Origin of the sequence: Burkholderia sp. lig30, assembly GCF_000687455.2 — a bacterium.
GTDB lineage: Bacteria > Pseudomonadota > Gammaproteobacteria > Burkholderiales > Burkholderiaceae > Burkholderia.
This window is the reverse complement of record NZ_JGVW01000049.1, coordinates 125,416-146,317: the sequence shown is the minus strand read 5'-3', so window position 1 is coordinate 146,317 and position 20,902 is coordinate 125,416. Positions and strand designations below refer to the sequence as shown.

General features: G+C 64.7%; 21 protein-coding genes and 2 tRNA genes. 8 read left to right on the top strand and 15 right to left on the bottom strand.

Going from position 1 to position 20,902, the window contains the following annotated elements; genetic code table 11:
• Window positions 1-550 precede the first annotated feature (550 nt).
• The 3 genes from gyrB to dnaA form a co-directional block, all read right to left on the bottom strand.
• Window positions 551-3,022, bottom strand: coding sequence for a DNA topoisomerase (ATP-hydrolyzing) subunit B (gene gyrB / locus LIG30_RS04010; RefSeq protein WP_038709814.1), 2,472 nt, complete (start codon window positions 3,020-3,022; stop codon window positions 551-553).
• A gap of 191 nt (window positions 3,023-3,213) precedes the next feature.
• Entirely contained in the window at window positions 3,214-4,317 is a 1,104-nt protein-coding gene (dnaN, locus tag LIG30_RS04005; RefSeq protein ID WP_038709812.1) for a DNA polymerase III subunit beta, read from the bottom strand.
• 163 nt (window positions 4,318-4,480) lie between these two features.
• Entirely contained in the window at window positions 4,481-6,028 is a 1,548-nt protein-coding gene (gene dnaA / locus LIG30_RS04000) for a chromosomal replication initiator protein DnaA (protein ID WP_038709811.1), read from the bottom strand.
• 435 nt (window positions 6,029-6,463) lie between these two features.
• Between dnaA and rpmH the strand changes: the two genes are divergently transcribed.
• The 4 genes from rpmH to yidC all read left to right on the top strand — a co-directional run bounded on the left by rpmH (window position 6,464) and on the right by yidC (window position 9,090).
• Window positions 6,464-6,598: a 50S ribosomal protein L34 gene (rpmH, locus tag LIG30_RS03995; protein ID WP_004198824.1), complete on the top strand. Its 135-nt coding sequence runs from the start codon at window positions 6,464-6,466 to the stop codon at window positions 6,596-6,598.
• A 15-nt stretch (window positions 6,599-6,613) separates the two neighbouring features.
• A complete protein-coding gene (rnpA, locus tag LIG30_RS03990; RefSeq protein ID WP_038709810.1) occupies window positions 6,614-7,078 on the top strand; it encodes a ribonuclease P protein component in 465 nt (154 codons plus the stop codon).
• Window positions 7,079-7,156: 78 nt separating this feature from the next.
• A complete protein-coding gene (gene yidD, locus LIG30_RS24925; protein ID WP_083493883.1) occupies window positions 7,157-7,423 on the top strand; it encodes a membrane protein insertion efficiency factor YidD in 267 nt (88 codons plus the stop codon).
• Between the two features lie 8 nt (window positions 7,424-7,431).
• Complete coding sequence (gene yidC, locus LIG30_RS03985; RefSeq protein ID WP_038709808.1) at window positions 7,432-9,090, top strand: membrane protein insertase YidC; 1,659 nt, start codon at window positions 7,432-7,434, stop codon at window positions 9,088-9,090.
• 164 nt (window positions 9,091-9,254) lie between these two features.
• Here the strand turns inward: yidC and LIG30_RS03980 are convergent, their stop codons facing one another.
• A complete protein-coding gene (locus LIG30_RS03980; protein ID WP_038709968.1) occupies window positions 9,255-9,677 on the bottom strand; it encodes a helix-turn-helix domain-containing protein in 423 nt (140 codons plus the stop codon).
• A gap of 328 nt (window positions 9,678-10,005) precedes the next feature.
• Here LIG30_RS03980 and mnmE point away from each other — a divergent pair, with 328 nt between their 5' ends.
• Both mnmE and LIG30_RS03970 read left to right on the top strand, forming a co-directional pair.
• Entirely contained in the window at window positions 10,006-11,406 is a 1,401-nt protein-coding gene (gene mnmE, locus LIG30_RS03975; RefSeq protein WP_038709806.1) for a tRNA uridine-5-carboxymethylaminomethyl(34) synthesis GTPase MnmE, read from the top strand.
• 177 nt (window positions 11,407-11,583) lie between these two features.
• Window positions 11,584-11,660 (top strand) — tRNA-Met (locus LIG30_RS03970).
• Window positions 11,661-11,799: 139 nt separating this feature from the next.
• Here the strand turns inward: LIG30_RS03970 and LIG30_RS25960 are convergent.
• The 3 genes from LIG30_RS25960 to LIG30_RS25950 are packed head-to-tail and all read right to left on the bottom strand — an operon-like array spanning window position 11,800 to window position 13,117.
• Complete coding sequence (locus LIG30_RS25960) at window positions 11,800-12,315, bottom strand: hypothetical protein (RefSeq protein WP_152985997.1); 516 nt, start codon at window positions 12,313-12,315, stop codon at window positions 11,800-11,802.
• Window positions 12,299-12,688, bottom strand: coding sequence for a hypothetical protein (locus LIG30_RS25955; RefSeq protein WP_038709804.1), 390 nt, complete (start codon window positions 12,686-12,688; stop codon window positions 12,299-12,301). Before LIG30_RS25955 ends, LIG30_RS25960 begins: the two co-directional genes overlap by 17 nt.
• A 24-nt stretch (window positions 12,689-12,712) precedes the next feature.
• On the bottom strand, window positions 12,713-13,117 hold the full coding sequence (locus tag LIG30_RS25950; protein ID WP_152985996.1) for a hypothetical protein: 405 nt from the start codon (window positions 13,115-13,117) through the stop codon (window positions 12,713-12,715).
• 164 nt (window positions 13,118-13,281) lie between these two features.
• Here LIG30_RS25950 and LIG30_RS03965 point away from each other — a divergent pair.
• Window positions 13,282-13,358, top strand: a tRNA-Met gene (locus tag LIG30_RS03965).
• A gap of 75 nt (window positions 13,359-13,433) precedes the next feature.
• Here LIG30_RS03965 and LIG30_RS03960 read toward each other — a convergent pair.
• Entirely contained in the window at window positions 13,434-14,009 is a 576-nt protein-coding gene (locus LIG30_RS03960) for a LysE family translocator (protein ID WP_038709967.1), read from the bottom strand.
• A gap of 106 nt (window positions 14,010-14,115) precedes the next feature.
• A complete protein-coding gene (locus LIG30_RS03955) occupies window positions 14,116-15,360 on the bottom strand; it encodes an NAD(P)/FAD-dependent oxidoreductase (protein ID WP_038709803.1) in 1,245 nt (414 codons plus the stop codon).
• Window positions 15,361-15,483: 123 nt separating this feature from the next.
• Between LIG30_RS03955 and LIG30_RS03950 the strand changes: the two genes are divergently transcribed.
• On the top strand, window positions 15,484-16,221 hold the full coding sequence (locus LIG30_RS03950) for a class I SAM-dependent methyltransferase (RefSeq protein WP_038709802.1): 738 nt from the start codon (window positions 15,484-15,486) through the stop codon (window positions 16,219-16,221).
• Window positions 16,222-16,278: 57 nt separating this feature from the next.
• On the opposite strand, the gene LIG30_RS03945 is transcribed toward LIG30_RS03950, so the two are convergent.
• From LIG30_RS03945 to LIG30_RS03920, 6 genes are read right to left on the bottom strand one after another with little or no spacing between them, the layout of a single operon-like run.
• Window positions 16,279-16,722: an excinuclease ABC subunit A gene (locus LIG30_RS03945; RefSeq protein WP_038709964.1), complete on the bottom strand. Its 444-nt coding sequence runs from the start codon at window positions 16,720-16,722 to the stop codon at window positions 16,279-16,281.
• A gap of 17 nt (window positions 16,723-16,739) precedes the next feature.
• Window positions 16,740-17,171 (bottom strand): hypothetical protein, encoded by a 432-nt coding sequence (locus LIG30_RS03940; RefSeq protein WP_038709963.1) that lies wholly within the window; start codon window positions 17,169-17,171, stop codon window positions 16,740-16,742.
• Window positions 17,172-17,193: 22 nt separating this feature from the next.
• Window positions 17,194-18,453: a beta-ketoacyl synthase N-terminal-like domain-containing protein gene (locus LIG30_RS03935; RefSeq protein WP_038709800.1), complete on the bottom strand. Its 1,260-nt coding sequence runs from the start codon at window positions 18,451-18,453 to the stop codon at window positions 17,194-17,196.
• Entirely contained in the window at window positions 18,450-19,676 is a 1,227-nt protein-coding gene (locus LIG30_RS03930) for a beta-ketoacyl-ACP synthase (protein WP_038709799.1), read from the bottom strand. The genes LIG30_RS03935 and LIG30_RS03930 overlap by 4 nt, the downstream gene beginning before the upstream one ends.
• Window positions 19,676-20,401, bottom strand: a complete 726-nt coding sequence (locus tag LIG30_RS03925) for a 3-ketoacyl-ACP reductase FabG2 (RefSeq protein ID WP_038709798.1) — start codon at window positions 20,399-20,401, stop codon at window positions 19,676-19,678. The genes LIG30_RS03930 and LIG30_RS03925 overlap by 1 nt, the downstream gene beginning before the upstream one ends.
• Window positions 20,398-20,895: a hotdog family protein gene (locus LIG30_RS03920; RefSeq protein ID WP_038709961.1), complete on the bottom strand. Its 498-nt coding sequence runs from the start codon at window positions 20,893-20,895 to the stop codon at window positions 20,398-20,400. Before LIG30_RS03920 ends, LIG30_RS03925 begins: the two co-directional genes overlap by 4 nt.
• Window positions 20,896-20,902 lie beyond the last annotated feature (7 nt).

The following is a 20,902-nucleotide window of genomic DNA, read 5'->3' as shown; positions in this document are numbered from 1 at the left end:
CTGCGGAAATCTCGCTGTTGTGTAACGACTTCTAATCCGCATTGCCACAACACACCAGCCCAAGCCGTCCACTCACTCCACCGTCACCGACCTCGCCAGATTCCACGTTTTGCTGGCGTGAGATAGGAGGGCAACAATGACCGTCGCCGCTTGGAGTCTTTCGGCGGCGGTGAGCGCCATGCGTCTTTCTATAAGAAGCGCATTCGCTAGGGCAGCAAACCGAGCCACCCGGACTACGATGCTCTGGCGACCAACGAAACCGCTGCGCGTGAGCTGGGCGATGCTGTCGCAGGCTGCATCGCTTTCTGTACATTGGGTTGAAGCCCAGGCGCGAAGCGCGGACCAGCGAAAGCCGCAGAAGTCGAGTTGACAAGCAACCCCTGATTGTTCCCGACACTGAGAAAACGGAGGCTACCTCACTATCGCCCTTGTTCCTGCGGCTGTGGGGTCAGGTAGGTGCCGTCATCTGAGCTATCGGAGCGCATCCATCAATAAATGTCTCAGTGGATGCTTCCCAAAATCTCAGGTTATGGCTCCCGCTACAAGTGCGTTAGACGTCAATATTCCCCGCCCTCAACGCATTAGACTCAATAAACGCTCTCCGCGGCTCGACCTCATCGCCCATGAGGGTAGTAAAGATCCCATCCGCAGCGATCGCATCCTCGATCTGCACGCGCAGCAACCGTCGCACCTCCGGATCCATCGTCGTTTCCCAAAGCTGCCCGGGGTTCATCTCCCCCAGCCCCTTATACCGCTGCTTCGAGACATTCCGCTCCGCATCCGCAAGCAGCCACTTCATAGCCCCCTTGAAGTCGCCGACAGCCATGTTGCGCTCGCCGCGCTTGATGACCGCCCCAGCCTGAATCAGCCCCTTGAACGTATTCGCGGTATTCACCAGCTGCTGATAATCCGCGGTGTGCTGGAATTCCTCATCGATGACCGAGACCCGCACATTCCCGTGATGCGCGCGCTCGACGCGCAGCGACCGGAGCTCCCGCACCTGGTCATAAGCCGGCACGACCTGCACGCCGTTCTTCACCGCATCATCATGAAGCGCAGCATGCAGCGCCTTGGCCGAAGCCTCCGTCGACTCTTCGTTACCGAGATCGATCGCCACCCCATCCATGATTGCCTCGAGCGCAGCCGGGTCATACATCCGGCTCAACCGCCCGATGACACTCCGCGACATCAGATAGGACTTGGCCAGTTCCCCGAGCGCGTCCCCCGTGATCGGCGTCGCATTCTCACCCGGCACCAGCTCCGACCCTTGCAGCGCCAGCCGCAGCATATGCGCGTTCAGCTCCACATCATCCTTCAGATACCGCTCGTCCTTGCCAGCCTTGATTTTGTAAAGCGGCGGCTGCGCGATATACACATACCCGCGCTCGATCATCTCCGGCATTTGCCGATAGAAGAACGTGAGCAGCAGCGTCCGGATGTGCGCACCGTCGACGTCTGCGTCGGTCATGATGATGATGCGGTGATAGCGCAGCTTGTCGAGGTTGTAATCGTCCTTGCCGATGCCACAGCCAAGTGCCGTGACCAAAGTAACGATCTGCTCCGACGACAGCAGCTTGTCATACCGCGCCTTCTCGACGTTCAGCACCTTGCCGCGCAGCGGCAGAATCGCCTGGAACTTCCGATCCCGCCCTTGCTTCGCCGAGCCGCCTGCCGAGTCGCCCTCGACGATGTAGATTTCGCACTTCGCCGGGTCTTTCTCCTGGCAGTCCGCGAGCTTGCCCGGCAGACCGACGCCATCGAGCACGCCCTTGCGGCGGGTCATTTCCCGCGCCTTGCGCGCCGCATCCCGCGCGCGCGCAGCCTCGACGATCTTCCCGCAAATGATCTTCGCGTCGTTCGGCGTTTCCAGCAGGAACTCTTCCAGCGCCTTCGCCACAACTTCCTCAACCGGCGCCCGCACTTCCGAAGAAACCAGCTTGTCCTTGGTCTGCGAGCTGAACTTCGGCTCCGGCACCTTCACCGACAGCACGCACGAAAGCCCTTCGCGCATGTCGTCGCCGGACGTGTCGACCTTAGCCTTCTTCGCGATCTCGTTATCGGCGATGTACTTGTTGATGACGCGCGTCATCGCAGCCCGCAGGCCGGTCAAGTGCGTCCCGCCATCCCGTTGCGGAATATTGTTCGTGAAACACAGCACGTTCTCGTTGTAGCTGTCGTTCCACTGCATCGCGACTTCCACGCCCACGCCATCCTTCTCGCCGTTGATGTGGAAAATGGTCGGATGGAGCACGGTCTTCGTCTTGTTGATGTACTCGACGAAGCCCTTGACCCCGCCGGCGAACGCGAAATCGTCTTCCTTGCCGGTGCGCTGGTCGGTCAACCGAATCCGCACGCCGTTATTCAGGAACGACAGTTCGCGAATCCGCTTCGCGAGGATGTCGTAGTGAAACTCGACCGTCCCGAAAATGGTCTCGTCGGCCATGAAGTGCACTTCGGTGCCGCGGTTCTCGGTATCGCCGACGAGCTGCATCGGCGACACCTGCTCGCCGTCGCGCTCCTCGAGCACACGGTTCTGCGCGACGCCGCGATGGAACTCCATGAAGTGCTTCTTGCCGTTGCGGCGCACGGTCAACCGCAGCCAGCTCGACAGCGCGTTCACGCACGACACGCCCACGCCGTGCAGCCCGCCGGAAACCTTATAGCTGTTCTGGTCGAACTTGCCGCCAGCATGCAGCTCGGTCATCACGATCTCGGCCGCACTGCGCTTCGGCTCGTGTTTGTCGTTCATCTTCACGTCGGTCGGAATCCCGCGGCCGTTGTCGGTCACGGAGATCGAGTTGTCCGCGTGGATCGTGACGTGAATGTCGTTGCAATACCCGGCGAGCGCTTCGTCGATCGAGTTGTCGAGCACTTCGAACACGAGGTGGTGCAGACCGGTGCCGTCCGACGTGTCGCCGATGTACATCCCGGGGCGCTTGCGCACCGCTTCCAGACCTTCGAGGATCTGGATCGACGATGCGCCGTAGCTGTTGTCGGGCTGCGTATTGTGCTGTTCACTCATGGATATCTTCCGGTTCTGCGAGGCCACTCAAGCGGCGGCGCGGTGCGTTTTCGTGAGAAAACGCCGGGCCGCTCCAGTTTTCCTGACCTCTCCTGCGGGCCGGCCCGGCGCCGCGCGGAGAGGGTGTTGATTCGCCATAAAAACGCCAAAGGGGCTTGCCGCCCCCTGGTGTGTGCCGTGTGTCGCGCGCGTCAGATGCGCATCGGCATCACGACATACTTGAACTCGTCGTTCTCGGGCACGGTGATCAGCGCGCTCGAGCTGGCGTCGCCGAGGCTCACCTGCACGGTGTCGACCTTCAGGTTCGCGAGCACGTCGAGCAGGTACGTCACGTTGAAGCCGATATCGACGGTATCGCCCTGGTAGGCGATTTCCAGTTCTTCCTGCGCCTCTTCCTGGTCGGCGTTGGTCGACATGATCTTCAGCTGGCCCGGCGCGATGATGCAGCGCACGCCCTTGAACTTGTCCGACGTCAGGATCGCCGCGCGCTGCAGCGAACGCTGCAGCTCTTCACGGCCGATCTCGAAGCTGTTCTTGTGCGCCTTCGGGATCACGCGCTGGAAGTCGGGGAACTTGCCCTCGACCAGCTTCGACACCAGCTCGACCTGGCCGAACGTGAACTTCGCCTGGGTTTGCGCGATGTCGATCTTGACGGTGTCGTCGATGTCCTCGAGCAGGCGCTGCAGCTCGAGAATGGTCTTGCGCGGGATGATCACTTCCTGGCGGCCGAACGAGCCTTCGATCTTCATCGACGAAAACGCGAGGCGGTGGCCGTCGGTCGCGACCGCCATCAGCTGGTCGCCGTCGACGACGAGCAGCATGCCGTTCAGGTAATAGCGGATGTCCTGCTGCGCCATCGCGAAGTGGACCATGCCGAGCAACTGGCGGAACGCCTTCTGCGGGACGCTGAGGCTGGCGCCGAAATCCTTCGCCTGGGCGACGGTCGGGAACTCGTCTGCAGCGAGCGTCTGCAGCGCGAAGCGGCTCTTGCCGGACTGGACGGTGAGACGCTTGTCGGCGAGCGACAGCGTGACCTGGCCGTCAGGCATCGCGCGCAGGATGTCGAGCAGCTTGCGGGCGGCAACGGTGGTCGCGACCTGGTCGCCGCCGACGCCGAACTCGGCGCGCGTCGTGATCTGCAGTTCGAGGTCGGTCGACAGGAACGATACGTCCGCGCCATTCTTCGTGATCAGCAGATTGGCGAGGATCGGCAACGTGTGGCGGCGTTCGACGATGCCGCTGACCGTTTGCAGCGGCCTGAGGAGGGTGTCTCGTTCGGTCTTGACCAGTTGCATAGAGTTCCTTCGTTGAGAAAACGGCCTGCAGGCTCGCAACGCCCTGCCGGGCGGGCTGATGGCCCGCTGCCGCCGGAGCAGTCAAACCTGTATTGTGCCTTAAAACCGGAAGGCCCCCGCTAAATTGGGGCGGTTTCCGGTTTCGCCGGCACGGCGCGCCGGCTCAGCCCTTCAGCGTCTGTTCCAGCACGTGCAGCTCGTGGTTGAGCTGCGCATCCTTGCTGCGCTCGTCCGCGATCTTGCGCACGGCGTGCAGCACGGTCGTGTGGTCGCGCCCGCCGAACAGCTCGCCGATCTCCGGCAGGCTCTTCTGGGTCAGTTCCTTCGCGAGGTACATCGCGATCTGGCGCGGCCGCGCGATGTTCGCCGGACGCTTCTTCGAATACATGTCGGCGACCTTGATGTTGTAGAAGTCGGCGACGGTCTTCTGGATGTTCTCGACCGAGATCTGCCGGTTCTGCACCGTCAGCAGGTCCTTCAGCGCTTCCTTGGTCAGCTCGATCGACACTTCGCGGCCGTGGAACTTCGAGTACGCGAGGATCTTGCGCAGCGCGCCTTCCAGTTCGCGGACGTTCGAGCGCAGGTGCTTCGCGACGAAGAACGCGACGTCCTCCGACAGGCTCACGCCTTCGGATTGCGCCTTGCGCATCAGGATCGCCACGCGCATTTCCAGTTCGGGCGGCTCGATCGCGACGGTGAGGCCGGAGTCGAAGCGCGAGATCAGGCGGTCGTCGATCCCGGAGATTTCCTTCGGATACGTGTCGCTGGTGATGATCACCTGCGCCTTGTTCGCGACCAGCGCCTCGAACGCGTAGAAGAATTCCTCCTGCGTGCGCGACTTGCCCGAGAAGAACTGAATATCGTCGATCAGCAGCAGGTCGAGCGAGTGGTAGTAGCGCTTGAAATCGTCGAATGCCTTGCGCTGGTACGCCTTCACCACGTCCGACACGTATTGCTCGGCGTGGATGTAGCGGATCCGCGCGCCCGGCTTGTCGAGCAGCAGCTGGTTGCCGATCGCGTGGATCAGGTGGGTCTTGCCGAGGCCGACGCCGCCGTACAGGAACAGCGGGTTGTACGAGATGCCGGGGTTGTCCGCGACCTGGATCGCGGCGGCGCGCGCGAGCTGGTTCGCCTTACCGGTCACGAAGTTGTCGAACGTGAGGACCGGGTTCAGCTTCGAGCGCTCGTACATCGAGTCGGTCTCGCCGGCCGCGGCCGGCGCGGCGCCCATGCCCGGCCGCCAGGTGCGGCGGCCCGCGGCGGCTTCGTGCGCGGGCAGGCTCGGCAGGTCGATGTCGGCGGCGTCGTCCGCGTGCATGTGTGCGGCGCTCGCCGCGGCCGAGGCCGCCGACGCGTTGGCGGGCGCGACGATGTTCGCGGCCGCGATCGCCGCGGCAGGGCTCGTGGCCGGCAGCGGGGCGCGCGGCGCCACAGGCGCTGCTGCGGCGGCGCTGCGCATGCCGGCCTTCGGATCGAGGACGAACTGGACGTCGATCGGCGCGTTCCAGAAATCGCGCGCCACATCGGAGATCCGGCCGGAGAACTGGCTCTTGACCCAATCGAGCTTGAAACGGTTCGGAGCAGCAATGGACAGCGTATGCGCAGCGGCGTCGAAGGCGACCGGGGCTAGAGGTTTGATCCACGTTACGTACTGCTGGGGCGTCAATTCGCGCTCCAGCAGGGCGGAACAGTGTTGCCAGAAATCGTTCATCGAGGTGCTGTCGTTCTTTCGGTGCACAGTAAGGGCTCGCGGCCGCTCGCTTGTCGCGGATAAGCGACAAGGCCCGATGCGGTCGTGCGAGCGGGCTCCGGGCGCCTGCGTCACAGCGGTGGCGAGGCAGGCGCGAGCCGAAGCAGCGTGCGGGATTCTTGGAGGTAAGGCGAGATTCTACCGCCAAACGCGGTCGAAGCGGGAGTTATCCACAGGGGCGTGTTGTGCACCACAGGGCCGGATCGCCGATGCCCGGGCCTGCTGAATGCCCTCTAACGTATTGACCATCAAGAGAAAAACGGTTTAAATAGCGGGTTCCGCGAAAACCAATCCTGCATTTCCGGTGATTGCGTTCGCCCGAAGGCTTGCTGGTGAGGGCACGCAAAGGGCACGCGGTCCCTGAAGTTCCGACATTCTCGAACAAGTGAGAGCATCATGAAACGTACCTACCAACCGTCCGTGACGCGCCGCAAGCGCACCCATGGTTTCCGTGTCCGCATGAAGACGGCTGGTGGCCGCAAGGTCATCAACGCACGCCGCGCGAAGGGCCGCAAGCGCCTCGCCATCTAAGGCGGGTTGCACGCTGTGTCCGATGTCCGCAGTTCCGCGGGCAAGGCCGCTGACGAGCCGGGTGCGAATCCGTTGCGAGCGAAAGCCGTCTTTCCCAAAGCTGCGCGACTTCTGAAAACGGATGAATTTTCATCCGTTTTTCGTTTGCGCCCGTGGCGGCGGTCCGCGCACTTCGTGATCTACGGCAAGCCGACGGGCCAGGCGGCACGTCTCGGCCTGGTCGTCGGCAAGAAGTACGCGCCGCGCGCGGTGACGCGCAACCAGGTGAAGCGGCTGGCGCGCGAAGCGTTTCGCGTGCGCCGGGCCGAGTTCGCCGGTTGGGACCTGCTGCTGCGCCAGCACACGCGCTTCGACAAGAAGGCGCTGCCGAGCGCGGCGTCCGAGCCGCTCGCGGCGATGTGCGTGGCCGAGATCCGCGAGCTGCTCGACAAGGCGGCGCGGGAGATCGCCCGCCGTGCGGCGAAGCCCGCGTCCGAGTGACGCACCGGCCCGTCGCGGCGGCGTTCGCGCCTGCCCGGCCGGCCCTGACGCGGCGCTGAACCTGACGCCGCCCTTGCTATGCAAACGGTATTGATCGCGTTGCTGCGCTTCTACAAGGTTGCCGTGAGTCCGCTGCTCGGCAGCCGTTGCCGTTTTTATCCTTCCTGTTCGGATTACGCGCGCGAAGCAATCCAGTATCATGGCGCCGCGCGCGGCACATATCTCGCCGCGAGGCGGCTGTGTCGTTGCCATCCGTTTTCCGCGGGCGGCATCGACCTCGTTCCGCCGCCCACCTCCGACACACGCGCTCACGGCGACGCCGAGGCGCGGTCCCATCGACTCTGAGATAACGCATGGATATCAAACGCACCGTTCTGTGGGTGATCTTCTTCATGTCGGCTGTCATGCTGTACGACAACTGGCAGCGCGCCCACGGACGCCCGTCGATGTTCTTCCCGAACGTCACGCAGACGAACACCGTGGCGCAATCCGCCAACGGCGCGTCCGGCGCCGGCGCGACGACGGCCGATCTGCCGGCCGCCGCGCCCGCCGGTACCGCGCCCGCGACGACCGCGCCTGCCGCGCAGGCGCAACTCGTGCACTTCTCGACCGATGTGTATGACGGCGAGATCGACACGCGCGGCGGCACGCTCGCGAAGCTCGTGCTGAAGAAGGCCGGCGACGCCAAGGCCGCAAACGCGTCGATCACGCTGTTCGACCGCACGGCCGGCCACACGTACCTCGCACGCACGGGCCTGCTCGGCGGCGACTTCCCGAACCACAACGACGTCTACTCGCAGGTGGCGGGCGCGACGTCGCTGGCGGGCGACCAGAACGCGCTGAAGCTGTCGTTCGAATCGCCGGTGAAGGGCGGCGTGAAGGTCGTGAAGACCTACACGTTCACGCGCGGCAGCTATGTGATCGGCGTCGACACGAAGATCGACAACGTCGGCACCGCGCCGGTGTCGCCGACCGTCTACATGGAACTGGTGCGCGACAGCACGCCGGTCGAGACGCCGATGTTCTCGCACACGTTCATCGGGCCGGCGGTCTACACGTCCGAGAAGCACTTCCAGAAGATCAATTTCAGCGACCTGGACAAGAACAAGGCCACCTACGAGCCCTCCGCCGACAACGGCTGGGTCGCGATGGTGCAGCACTACTTCGCGTCCGCGTGGATTCCGCAGCAGGGCACGAAGCGCGACATCTACGTCGAGAAGTTCGATCCGACGCTGTATCGCGTCGGCGTGAAGACGCCGGTCGCGGCGATCGCGCCGGGCCAGTCGGCCGACGTGTCGGCACGCCTGTTCGCCGGCCCCGAGGAAGAGCGCATGCTGGAAGGCATCGCGCCGGGCCTCGAGCTGGTGAAGGACTATGGCTGGGTCACGATCATCGCGAAGCCGCTGTTCTGGCTGCTCGAGAAGATCCACGGCTTCGTCGGCAACTGGGGCTGGGCGATCGTGCTGCTCACGCTGCTGATCAAGGCGGTGTTCTTCCCGCTGTCGGCGGCGAGCTACAAGTCGATGGCGCGCATGAAGGAAATCACGCCGCGCATGCAGGCGCTGCGCGAACGCTTCAAGAGCGATCCGCAGAAGATGAACGCCGCGCTGATGGAGCTGTACAAGACCGAGAAGGTCAATCCGTTCGGCGGCTGCCTGCCGGTGGTGATCCAGATCCCGGTGTTCATCTCGCTGTACTGGGTGCTGCTCGCATCGGTCGAAATGCGCGGCGCGCCGTGGATTCTGTGGATCAGCGACCTGTCGCAGCGCGATCCGTTCTTCATCCTGCCGGTGCTGATGGCGGGCTCGATGTTCCTGCAGACCCGGCTGAACCCGACGCCGCCGGACCCGGTGCAGGCGAAGATGATGATGTTCATGCCGATTGCGTTCTCGGTCATGTTCTTCTTCTTCCCGGCCGGTCTGGTGCTGTACTACGTCGTGAACAACGTGCTGTCGATCGCCCAGCAGTACTACATCACCCGTACGCTCGGCGCGAAGAAGAAAGCCGCCTGACGGACGGCCGGGCAACGGGCGGAGCGGTTGGCCCGCCCTCGTTGCCTGGCACGGTCGAATCAGGATGCAAAAAAGCCGCGTGGCGAAAGCTACGCGGCTTTTTGTTTTTTGCGCCCCGGGCGGCAGCCGGGCGGTGCGGTTTCCGGTATCGTGGGCGAGTACGGTCAGCGTTTCGACGTGTCGCTGTAGAACTGCTCGATCAGTTCCTGCACCAGATAACGGTGATGCGGCGACAGCGCCTCGATCTTCGACGCGAGCTCGATCGTCTCGGGTGTCGGCGGATAGCGTTCGTCGCGCGGCAGCGGTTGCGGCGTCGAGCGCGCCGCGGCATTCGGCGGCGGGCCGTAGTGCAGCCAGTGCAGATCGACGCGCAGCCACTCCGCGAGGGTGCGCAGCTTGTCCGGTGTCGGAATCGTCCGGCCGGTCAGCCATTTGTGCGCGGTCTGGGGCGATACCTGATGCTCGCCGGGGTGCCTGAGATTGAAACGCAGCGCAAGCTCCGTCGCGCCCGTGATCTTCTCCGGGCTGCGCAACAAGGCGAATTTCAGACGTTCGGTGAACGCTGCTTTTTCTTCAGATGTCGGCATGCGGGGATTGTGCAATTCCATCGGCACCTTGGAGACAACCGATCAGGTGCGATTTAGCCTGATCTGGCGACTCGCAAGCGAACCGGTCGCGGATTTCGGCCGCCTCCGGGGCGGTTTCCCATCAAGCCGGGCACGCGCATGCAGTGTTCGCTTGATGTTCCGATGTCTCATTGCTAATCAGATTGTTCTTATCGTAACTGAGATAAGGGGTAGATAAATCTGATTTCCGCTCCGCCGGCGCGCGCACCGCGCCAAGCTACAATGCCGGCGTTCCGATGCCCGCGACGCGGGCGCGCCGTTTCACCGTTCAATCGTCCGACTGTCTGCCATGCTTGCTACCGATTCCGATCCGATCGTCGCCATTGCCACCGCTTCCGGCCGGGGCGGCATCGGCGTTGTCCGCGTGTCGTTCGGGCGAGGCGGCGAGGCGGCGGCGCTGCCGCTGATCGACGCGCTGTGCGGCCAGCGGCTCGCGCCGCGTCATGCGAGCTACGTGCCGTTCCTGGACGAGCACGGCGCGCCGCTGGATCGCGGCATCGCGCTGTATTTCCCCGCGCCGCATTCGTACACCGGCGAGCACGTGCTCGAATTGCAGGGGCATGGCGGGCCGATCGTGATGCAGCTGCTGCTGCAGCGCTGCCTGGACGCCGGCCGTGCGTTGGGTCTGCGGCTCGCGGAGCCGGGCGAGTTCACGCGGCGCGCGTTCCTGAACGACAAGCTCGACCTCGCGCAGGCCGAGGCGGTCGCGGACCTGATCGAGGCGAGCACCGAGGCGGCGGCGCGTTCGGCGGGGCGCTCGCTCGACGGCGCGTTCTCGCGGCAGATCCATGCGCTCGTCGAGGACACGATCACGTTGCGGATGCTGGTCGAGGCGACGCTCGATTTCCCCGAGGAGGAGATCGATTTTCTCGAGGCGGCCGATGCGCGCGGCAAGCTCGCGAACATCCGCACGCAGCTCGCGCGGGTGCTCGGCGACGCGCGGCAGGGCGCGCTGTTGCGCGAGGGGCTGTCGGTGGTGCTCGCGGGGCAGCCGAACGTCGGCAAGTCGTCGCTGCTGAACGCGCTGGCCGGTGCGGAGCTGGCGATCGTCACGCCGATCGCCGGCACGACGCGCGACAAGGTCGCGCAGACGATCCAGATTGAAGGGATTCCGCTGCACATCATCGATACCGCGGGGCTGCGCGAGACCGAGGACGAAGTGGAGCGGATCGGCATCGCGCGGACGTGGGGTGAGATCGAGCGCGCGGATGTGGTGCTGCATTTGCTCGACGCGCGCATCGGGATGACCGCCGACGACCACGCGATCGCGGCGCGTTTCCCGGCCGGCGTGCCGGTCGTGCGGGTGTTGAACAAGACGGATCTGACGGAGGTGTCGGCATCGGCCGCGCGCGCGGGCGACGCGGCGGGCGCGGATCTGTGCGAGGTGCGGCTGTCGGCGAAGCGGGGCGACGGGATCGACCTGCTGCGCGGCGAGCTGCTGCGGATCGCGGGCTGGCAGGCGGGCGAGCATAACGTGTATCTGGCGCGCGAACGCCATCTGATCGCGCTGCGTGCGGCGCAGGCGCATCTTGCGCAGGCGGCCGAGCATTCGGAGCAGCGCGCGAACGCGCTCGACCTGTTCGCGGAGGAGCTAAGACTCGCGCAGGAGCAGTTGAACGCGATTACCGGGGAATTTACGTCGGACGATTTGCTCGGGGTGATTTTCAGCCGGTTTTGTATTGGGAAGTAGGGCATCCGTCCGGATGCGGCCATGGGGGCGGCAAGGTCGTCATCGGGACGTCTGGCGCGGTGGTGGGCTGAAAACCCGGACGACCATTTTTCTCAAGTGGGAAAAATGGTCGGACTCGGGTCCGGCGAGAATCACGGATCGTTTGACGCACCGCTGTGGTGCGAGTACACTACGTGTCGCGGGGTGGAGCAGTCTGGCAGCTCGTCGGGCTCATAACCCGAAGGTCGTAGGTTCAAATCCTACCCCCGCAACCAATATCGAAGCCCGCTCAGCGAAAGCAAGCGGGCTTTTTGCTTTGCAAGTTGCTCGATCCGGAATACGCGTCGATAGACAACTTCTTCAACAGCTTGAAGAACGAGCGGGTTCACGCTACCTCACGGGGAGTCATACTGACTAGGGGAGCCGTGACATCGCTCGATCAAGAAGGGGCGGTGGCAACCTGATTTCGCTGAGCTCTTGCCCGTTAGGGTACGTCAATACATCCTTCCTCCAAGAAAGTTCGACTGGTACGCCAGACGTATCCCGATACGTTCGCTCGGCAATGAGGTGTTGCCCGTTCCTGTCGTATAGCCTGAGAACGATCGTATCCCCAAAATAACAGTATCGAGCCAAATAATTGCCGTCCGGGGAGCGCTCGCTGTTTCGTTCTTTCGGCTCGCAATGCGCGCGCAGTCGAGCCTCCCTCCAGTAGTTCCACGAATAACCGACAAAAGCGAGCGTAACGAAACTGACAACAATGCGTTTCACGGATAAACGTGCCATTTCTATGGCTCTTTTTTTTCGATTGGCCTGCATTGAAAATATGTAACCGAGCGACCGGATCAAGCTGATGCCGAAGACGGACAGCAACGCCAAAGCACCCAACAGAACGAGTGTGCCGATGCCGGTCGCGTTAACAGCATCTTTCATAAAAATTTGAGTTCAATAGGTTGGCGAAGCCTGATGGCGGCACGGCTTCAGCGTCCGCCTTTTTTGCGACCGGGGCAGGCTTGGGCGTCTTCGGTGGGGTAGGCGTATCGAGCCAGGTCTTGAAGCGCGAAAATGCATCGAATACCCACGCAATGTCATCGACCATCTGGTCCAGCGAATCGGGCTTCGGGGGCTTTGGCGTGGGCTTGGTTGGTATGGCCTTCGGCGCCGGTTGTTCTGGCAGCGGTGGCGGAGCCATGTCCATCGATAGCGCGATATTGGGAACAATCTTGCAGCCGTCCGCGCCGTCGCGAAGCTTCCACTGCCAAAGCAACTTGCTTGCTACGTAGTATGGAATTTCCTCGCTCTTCATCAGCGCCCCTCTGTTGTGAATTCGTCAGGATATCGTAACGTAAACACAAGGATGGACGCGATGCAGTGTCCGTGCGGCGGCGCGGATGGATTGGCACACCGCGCCGAGATTGAACGCTTCGGCCATCGCCACGCTCTCCGCGCACACGGCAGTCGCGAGCCGGCTGACGAACAGCGGCGACACCGGCCAGCGCCATGGCAGAGAGTTGCGACTTACCAAAGTCAGTCGCAAATTCTTCGGATCGTCGCCGGCCCGCGCCCCGAACCTGCGCTCGGGCGATGGGAAAGACGGTGCCGCGTGTTGTCGATCGATGCGACCGCAGCGAAGCTTGGCAAAGCGTGAATTTCGGCACTTGGGCGAGCGGCGCATTGCCGGGATCTGTCTGTGCTCACCCAAACGAGGCTCAAAGCATCCGAGGATGCTCTGCACAAAGTATCGGGAGGTAAGGCTCCCCAAGCGAAGCCGATAATCCGGGCATCGAGGCCAACCGGATGACGGGGATCCTGGCCGCGCAGGCTCAGCAGCGGATCGCCTGGCCCGGCGAGGATCACGCACCGATTGACGCCCCGCCGTGGTGCGAGTAGACTTCGCGCCGCGGGGTGGAGCAGTCTGGCAGCTCGTCGGGCTCATAACCCGAAGGTCGTAGGTTCAAATCCTACCCCCGCAACCAACATCGAAGCCCGCTCAGCGAAAGCTAGCGGGCTTTTTGCTTTGCACGTCGCGCCGACATCCCCCCGCACACCGCTCAACGATGCACGATCGAATACATCAGCGTGCCGGAGAACGTCAGCAGCACGAGCGACGCGCCGCGCAACAGCGTCGGCGTATGGGCGGCGCACGAGCGTTTCCACATCAGCAGGCGCCCAAGGCACGACCAGCCGATGCCGATCGGCACCAGCACCGTCAGGAATGCGGCGATCGTCCAAACGAAATAGCCGGCTGACCGGAATGCTTCGATCGGAAACAACGTGCTCGCGAACAGCAGCGCCTTGGGGTTCAGCACGGTCGTGACGAACAGGTCGCGGAACGTCACGACGGCGGCCGGGCGTTCCTGCAGCGCGCGGCTCGTGGTCCACATCCTGACCGCCAGCCCCAGGATGTAGGCGGCGCTCGCGAACTTGACCGCATCGAACAGCCACGGCCGGCTCGCGGCAAGCGCGCTCAGGAAGAATCCCCACACGGCGATCGCCACGATATAGCCGAGCGCCTCGGCAATCACGAGCCGCCACGTGCCGCGCAGGCCGACCCTCAGTCCCGACGACAGCAACAGCGTATTGGTCGGTCCCGGCAGGAGCAGTACAAGCGCCACGTAGAGCGACATCTTGACCAGCGTATCGGTGTCAGGCACTCAGCCTCCTCGATTCATCAGGTGTCGTCGGCGGGTGGCGCTCACCGGCTTGAGCTGTCGTCGCCTCCCGTCCCATCGCTCAAGACCTGGTGCACGCGTCGTGGAGCACGGCGAGCCTCCGCGCCGGCTCGGTCACGTAGGGGTTCGATTCGTCCCACGCGTATCCGGCGAGGATCGAGCTGATCATGCGGCGAATCACCGGCGTCTGGTTCGGGTAGTAAATGATGTCCTGCAACTCGCCCGTGTACCAACGCTCGACGAACACGCGGAACGTGTCGATGCCCTTGCGCAGCGGCACATCGTAGTCGGCGAGCCAGTCCACCTGTTCGCCGCCGAGCTGGCGCTCGAGCGTTTGCACGGCCAGATGTGCGGAGCGCAACGCGATGGTCACGCCGGACGAAAACACCGGATCGAGGAACTCGCCGGCATTGCCGAGCAGTGCGTAGCCGGGGCCGTGCAGACGCTCCACATTGGCCGAGTAACCGCCGATCTGGTTCACCGGCATCAGGAACGGCGCATCGCCGATCAGGCGGTTGAGCGTGGGCTCCTGCCGGATCAACTCGCGCAGCTTGGCTTCCCGCGCCGCTTCCGGCACATCCAGAAACGCGGCCTCCGCCACGCAGCCCACCGAAGAACGGCCGCCCGCCAGCGGAATCATCCAGAACCAGACGTCGCGCCGCTCGGGGTGGGTCGCCACGCAGATCTTGTTGCGGTCGATCGCGTCGAGCGGCAAGCCGTCGCGGACATGGCTGAAGATGGCCGCACGCGTCGGCAGCCGCGTCGGCGCCTCGAGCTTCAGCAGACGCGGCAGCACGCGGCCGAAACCGCTCGCATCGAACACGAAGCGGGCACGGACCTCGTAGCTGCGTCCGTCTTCATCGATCACGTCGAGCACCGGTGCGCTGCCCGGATGCATCTCGCGCACCGTATGGCCGAACCGTACGTCGGCGCCTTGCTGCGCCGCGCAGCGAATCAGCAGATCGTCGAACTGCGCGCGTTCCACCTGATACGTCGTGCCCCATCCCGGCGAATGCTTGTCGCGGAAGTCGAATGACGACGACCGGTCGCGCCACACGAAACGCGCGCCGTTCTTGTGCTGGAAGCCGGCTTCGACCACCGCCTGCAGCATGCCGGCTTCCTCGAGGTAGGCCATGCTCTGCGGCAGCAGGCTCTCGCCGATCGAGAAGCGCGGAAAGTGCTGCCGTTCGAGCACGAGCACCGAGCGCCCCGCCTTTCTCAGCAACGCGGCGGCAACCGCCCCCGCCGGACCCGCGCCGATGATCGCCACGTCGACGTCGTTTTCATGCGATGAAATAGTGCTCACTGCTTCCTCTAATCTCGTGTCGTCTCGTCTGGCGGCTGCCGCATGCTGCAATTGCCCTTGCGGAAGCCCCTGCTATTACAATGTCGCGCAATCATATAAAACTGAACACGCGCCGGGGAAAACATGTCGTCATCCGAAACATCCAGTGTGTCTTTCGTGCCGGAGACGGCTTTCGGGGTCTGGTTCCTGCAAACCCACACCTGGGAGCATCATGTGCTCCGGGTGGCGATCAACGATCTCAAGCCGCGGATCGATGCGCCGCTGCCCGATGCACCGACGATCGTCGACGTCGGCTGCGGGCAAGGCAAGTCGTTCCGCCTGCTCGCGGACGCCTTTCGGCCGGGCCGCATCGTCGGCGTCGACTACCACGAGGCATCGCTCGCACGCGCGGCCGAAGCCGCACGCGCGTGCCGGGCTCAGTCGCCGTCGCTCGCGGATATCGAACTGCTGCACGGCGATTGCGCGAACCTGCCGCTGCCGTCCGCGAGCGCCGACATCGTGTTCTGCCATCAGACCTTCCATCACCTCGTCGAGCAGGAGCGCGCGCTCGCCGAGTTCCATCGCGTCCTGAAGCCCGGTGGCGTGCTGCTGTTCGCCGAATCCACCGAGGAATACATCAAGTCGTGGGTGATCCGGCTGCTGTTCCGTCACCCGATGCAGGTCCAGAAAAGCGCCGACGGCTATCTCGACATGATTCGACGCGCCGGCTTCAGCTTCCGTCCGCACAACGTTTCCCTGCCCTATCTCTGGTGGAGCCGCGCGACGGATTTCGGCTTGTTCGAGCGCCTCGGCCTGCATCGTCCGAAGCCCGGCAAGCGGCGCGAAACGCTCGTCAACGTGGCGGCCGTCAAAGCGGGCTGAGTGGCAGCGGCAGCGGCAGCGGTCCGCGCCCGCCGGCCGCTGCCCGAACCCGCAGCGTTACTTCTTCGCGGCCTTCAGCGTCACCACGTCGCCCACCAGCGCGACACCGGCGATGATCGCGCCCGCGCCGCAGGTGAACTCGGCGGCGCTCGAGCGCAGCTCGTTCCGGTAATTGCTCTGGATGTTGATGACGGCATTGCCGCCTTCCTTGCGCGCCCGATCCTGCAGCTCGATCACGGCTGACAGGAACACATGCTGGCACGCCTCCAGATCGCTCTTGCCGAACGCGTTCGTCTTCTTGTTCGTCGCGAAATGGCCGAACGACTTCCGCACGGCCGGATGCGGCTGGCCGGCGAAGTAGAGCGCGACGTCGTCGCCGACCTTGCCCGGTTCGCTGCCGAGCGCATCGGCGACCGGGTAGTTGTCGATCGTATCGCGCGCGAACGCGTGCGATGTTGCGAGCGCCGCGCAGAGCGTGACCAGCATCAAAGGTTTTTTCATCGTCATTCCCCGCGGGTTCAGTTCGACTGCAACACGACGCGCTTGCCATTCACGGCGATCGCCGCCGCGCTGGGGCTCACGCCGCATGTGTATTGGGTGTCGGAATCGGATTCGGTCGAATGGAAGCGGGTCGTCACGTCGATCACCGCGTCGGCGCCATGTTCCTTCGCGTTCGCGCGCAATTTGCCGAGTGCCTCCGACAGCGCCTTGCCGCACGCGGTGTCGGCATCGTCCGACGCACGGGCAATCCGCACCGAATACGACACGTCACCGAGCTGGCGCTGCACGGCCGGATGCTTCTGCGAACCGAAATACAACGCGACATCCGAGCCGTTGGCCGGATGCGCGGCAACCGGTTGCAACGGCAGCGACTTGACCTGAGTCCCGCAACCGGCCTGCGTCAGTGCGACGACGGCGAGCGCGCCCAGCATGAGACGTGTTTGCTTCATGATTTCCTTGTTGTGGTGATTGTCAGAACCATGGATCTTCATTCCATGCGCGAAACATCAGGCTCGCGCAACTGCCGCCGAACCCGAATGAAACAGACAGCGCCGCGCCGACGACGGCATCGCGCGACGCCTGCACGAGCGGCAGCCCCGCCGCGTTGGCATCCAGATCTTCGATGCCCGCGCTGCCGGCCATGTAGCGATCGCGCATCATCAGCAGCGTGTAGATGGCCTCCTGCGCGCCGCATGCACCGAGTGGATGGCCGGTCAGCCCCTTCGTGGACGAGAACGGCGGCATGTCGCTGCCGAACACGGCGCGCAGCGCATGCAGCTCTTCCAGATCGCCCAGCGGCGTCGAAGGCGCGTGCGTGTTGATGTAGTCGGGCCGCTCGCCGGCTTCGTCGAGCGCCGCCCGGATCGCGCGGGCGATGCCGCCCGCACGCGGCGTGACCATGCCTGCGCCATCGGTGCAATGACCGAAGCCGGTCAGCTCCGCATGGATGCGCGCACCGCGCTTGCGCGCGCGTTCGAGCGTTTCGAGCACCAGGACGCCTGCGCCGGATCCGATCACGAAGCCGTCGCGGCCGGCGTCGTACGGTCGCGAGGCCCGCTCGGGCGTGTCGTTGAACCCGCGCGACAACGTGCCCATCGCATCGAACATCAGCGTCATGTTGTCGTGCAGCGCTTCGCTGCCCCCGGCCAGCACGATCTCCTGCCGGCCGGTCTGGAGCAGCTGCATCGCCTGGCCGATCGCGAGCGCCGAGGTCGTGCAGGCCGACGACGGCGAGTACGTTGCCCCTTGTATGCCGAACACGTTCGCCACGTTCGCCGAGGTCGTGCTGCTCATGGCCTGCGGCACCGTATACGGCCGCAGGCGATCGATCCCGTGCGCGCCGGCGATCGCCATCGCGCTGTCGTAGGCCGACAACGTGCCGACACCGGAACCGATGATGGCGCCGGCGGACGGCGTGCGCAGCGCGTCCGGATCGAGACCCGCGTCGGCCATCGCGTTGCGTGCCGCGTGACACGCGAAGCGCGCGGTATCGCCCATGAAGCGTTCGTGCTTGCGGTCGAACGGCGTTTCGTCGGCGACCGACGCGACGGCCGCGACCTGGCTCGCGAAGCCGCGCTCGCGCCAGGCGTCGACGCGGACGATGCCGCGGCGGCCCGCCCGCAGGCCGGCCGACACGCTGTCGAGCGCGTTGCCGAGACAGGACACGATGCCCATCCCGGTCACGACCACACGCCGCATGCCGTCCGCCGTCCGTGTTCCGGGCTGGCTCATCCGGCTCGCCTGAAGATCAGCGACGTATTCACGCCGCCGAACGCGAAGTTGTTGCTCATCACGTACTCGGCATCGATTGCGCGCGGCGCGCCGACGATGTAGTCGAGGCTCGCGCAGGCCGGATCGACGTGGGTCAGGTTCAGCGTGGGTACGTACCAGTTGCGCTTCATCATCTCGATCGTCCACCATGCTTCGATCGCACCGCATGCGCCCAGCGTATGGCCGATGTAACTCTTCAGCGAACTGATCGGCATGCGCGCGCCGAAGGTTTCGGCGGTCGCGTGGCTTTCCGCGATGTCGCCGCGGTCGGTCGACGTGCCGTGTGCGTTCACGTACGCGATCGCGTCGGCAGGCAGCCCGGCGTCGCGCAGTGCGAGCTGCATCGCCGTCGCCATCGTCGCGGCGGTCGGTTGCGTCATGTGCGCGCCGTCCGAATTGCAGCCGAAGCCGACGATCTCCGCGTGAATGCGCGCGCCGCGCGCAAGCGCGTGCTCGTACTCCTCGAGCACCAGCGTGGCGGCACCCTCGCCGACCACGAGGCCGTCGCGCGCCGCGTCGAACGGGCGCGGCGTCAGGTGCGGCTCGTCATTGCGGGTGCTGGTGGCGTAAAGCGTGTCGAATACGGCGACCGCGGGCCCCGACAGCTCCTCGGCTCCGCCCGCGAGCATCAGGGTCTGCTTGCCGTGCGCGATCGCCTCGTATGCGTAGCCGATCGCCTGGCTGCCCGACGCGCACGCGCACGATGTCGGCACGATGCGCCCCTTCAGATCCCAGAACAGGCTGACGTTCACCGCCGTCGTGTGCGGCATCATCTGCACGTAGCTGTTGGACGTCACGTCGCTCATCGAGCCGGTGTCCAGCATCTTGCCGAACGCGCGGATCGGTTCGACCGAACCGGACGACGAGCCGTAGGCCACGCCCATGCGGCCATCCTTGATCGACGGATCGTCGAGCAGGCCGGCGTCGGTGAGGGCGAGCTCGCTTGCGCGCACCGCGTAGAGCGACACCGGCCCCATCGAGCGCGTCTTCTTGCGCGGATAGTGCGCGGGCGTCGCCAGCTTCGGAATCGGGCACGCGAGCCGCGTGTGAAGCGACTGGAAATAGTCGAAGTCGGGGATGCGCTGCACCGCGTTGCGGCCGAGCGTCAACGCGGTTTCGATTTCATCCCAGGAATTGCCGAGCGCCGTGACGCCGCCCATGCCGGTAATGACGACGCGCTTCATCACACCATCCCGCCGTTGACGCCGATCACCTGGCGCGTGACATACGACGCCGCGTCCGACATCAGGAAGCTGACCACCGCGGCGACTTCGGCCGGTTGCCCGACCCGGTTCATCGGCACGGCTTTCAGCGCGTGTTCGAGCGGCACGTCGTCGAGCATGCCCGTGTCGATCAGCCCCGGCGCGACGCTGTTCACGGTGATGCCGCGCGTCGCGAGCTCCACCGCGAGCGCCTTCGTCGCGCCGATCAGGCCGGCTTTCGCGGCGCTGTAGTTGACCTGCCCGCGATTGCCGATTACGCCGGACACCGACGAGACGGTCACGATCCGCCCGCCTTGTCGCGCGCGGACCATCGGCATCGTCAGCGGATGAACGACGTTGTAGAACGCGTCGAGACCAGTTTCGATCACAAGATCCCAGTCTTCGTCGGTGAGGGCGGGAAACGCCGCGTCGCGGGTCACGCCCGCGCAGCAGACGATGCCGTAGTACGCGCCGTGCGCGGCCACGTCCGCTTCGAGCACCGCGCGACAGGCGGCGCGGTCGCGCACGTCGAACTGCAGCACGGTGGCGGTGCCGCCTTGCGCGATGATGCCTGCCGCAACGGCTTCCGCTTCGTCGCGGCCCTGACGGCAATGCACGGACACGGCAAAGCCGTCCGCAGCCAGTTGACAGGCGATCGCGCGGCCGATGCCACGGCTTGCGCCGGTAATGAGAACGCGCCGGCTCATGGCTTGGAACTCTCCTCGATAAATGACTGGAAATCGCGCGGCTGATAGACCTTCACGATCGCTTCGGCACACACCGCGCCATCGTGTTCGATCCGGCATCCGTACGCGCCGTGGCCTTCGTCGCCGCGCAGCAGCTCGTGCACCGAAATGCGCAACCGGGCGTCGCGGGCGAATGCCGGCGTGAGCGCCTCATAGCGGCGCGTGCCCAGCAGCACGCCGGGCCGCACACGTTCGCCGGCACGCATCGACAGCAGCCCGACATGGGCCGCGATCGCCTGCGCCATCAGTTCGATGCCGATCCATGCCGGCATCGCACCGTCGGCATCGGCGTACCACGCGTCGCCGCGCACCGTCGCAAGCGCGGTCAGCGATTCGTCGCTGCACGTGGCGACCGCGTCGAGCAGCAGCATCGTCCCGCGATGGGGGATGATCTGTTCGATCGGCGGGAGCGTGTTGTCCGCGTCGGCGGGAAGGGGAAAAACTGACTCGGTCATCGTGTCG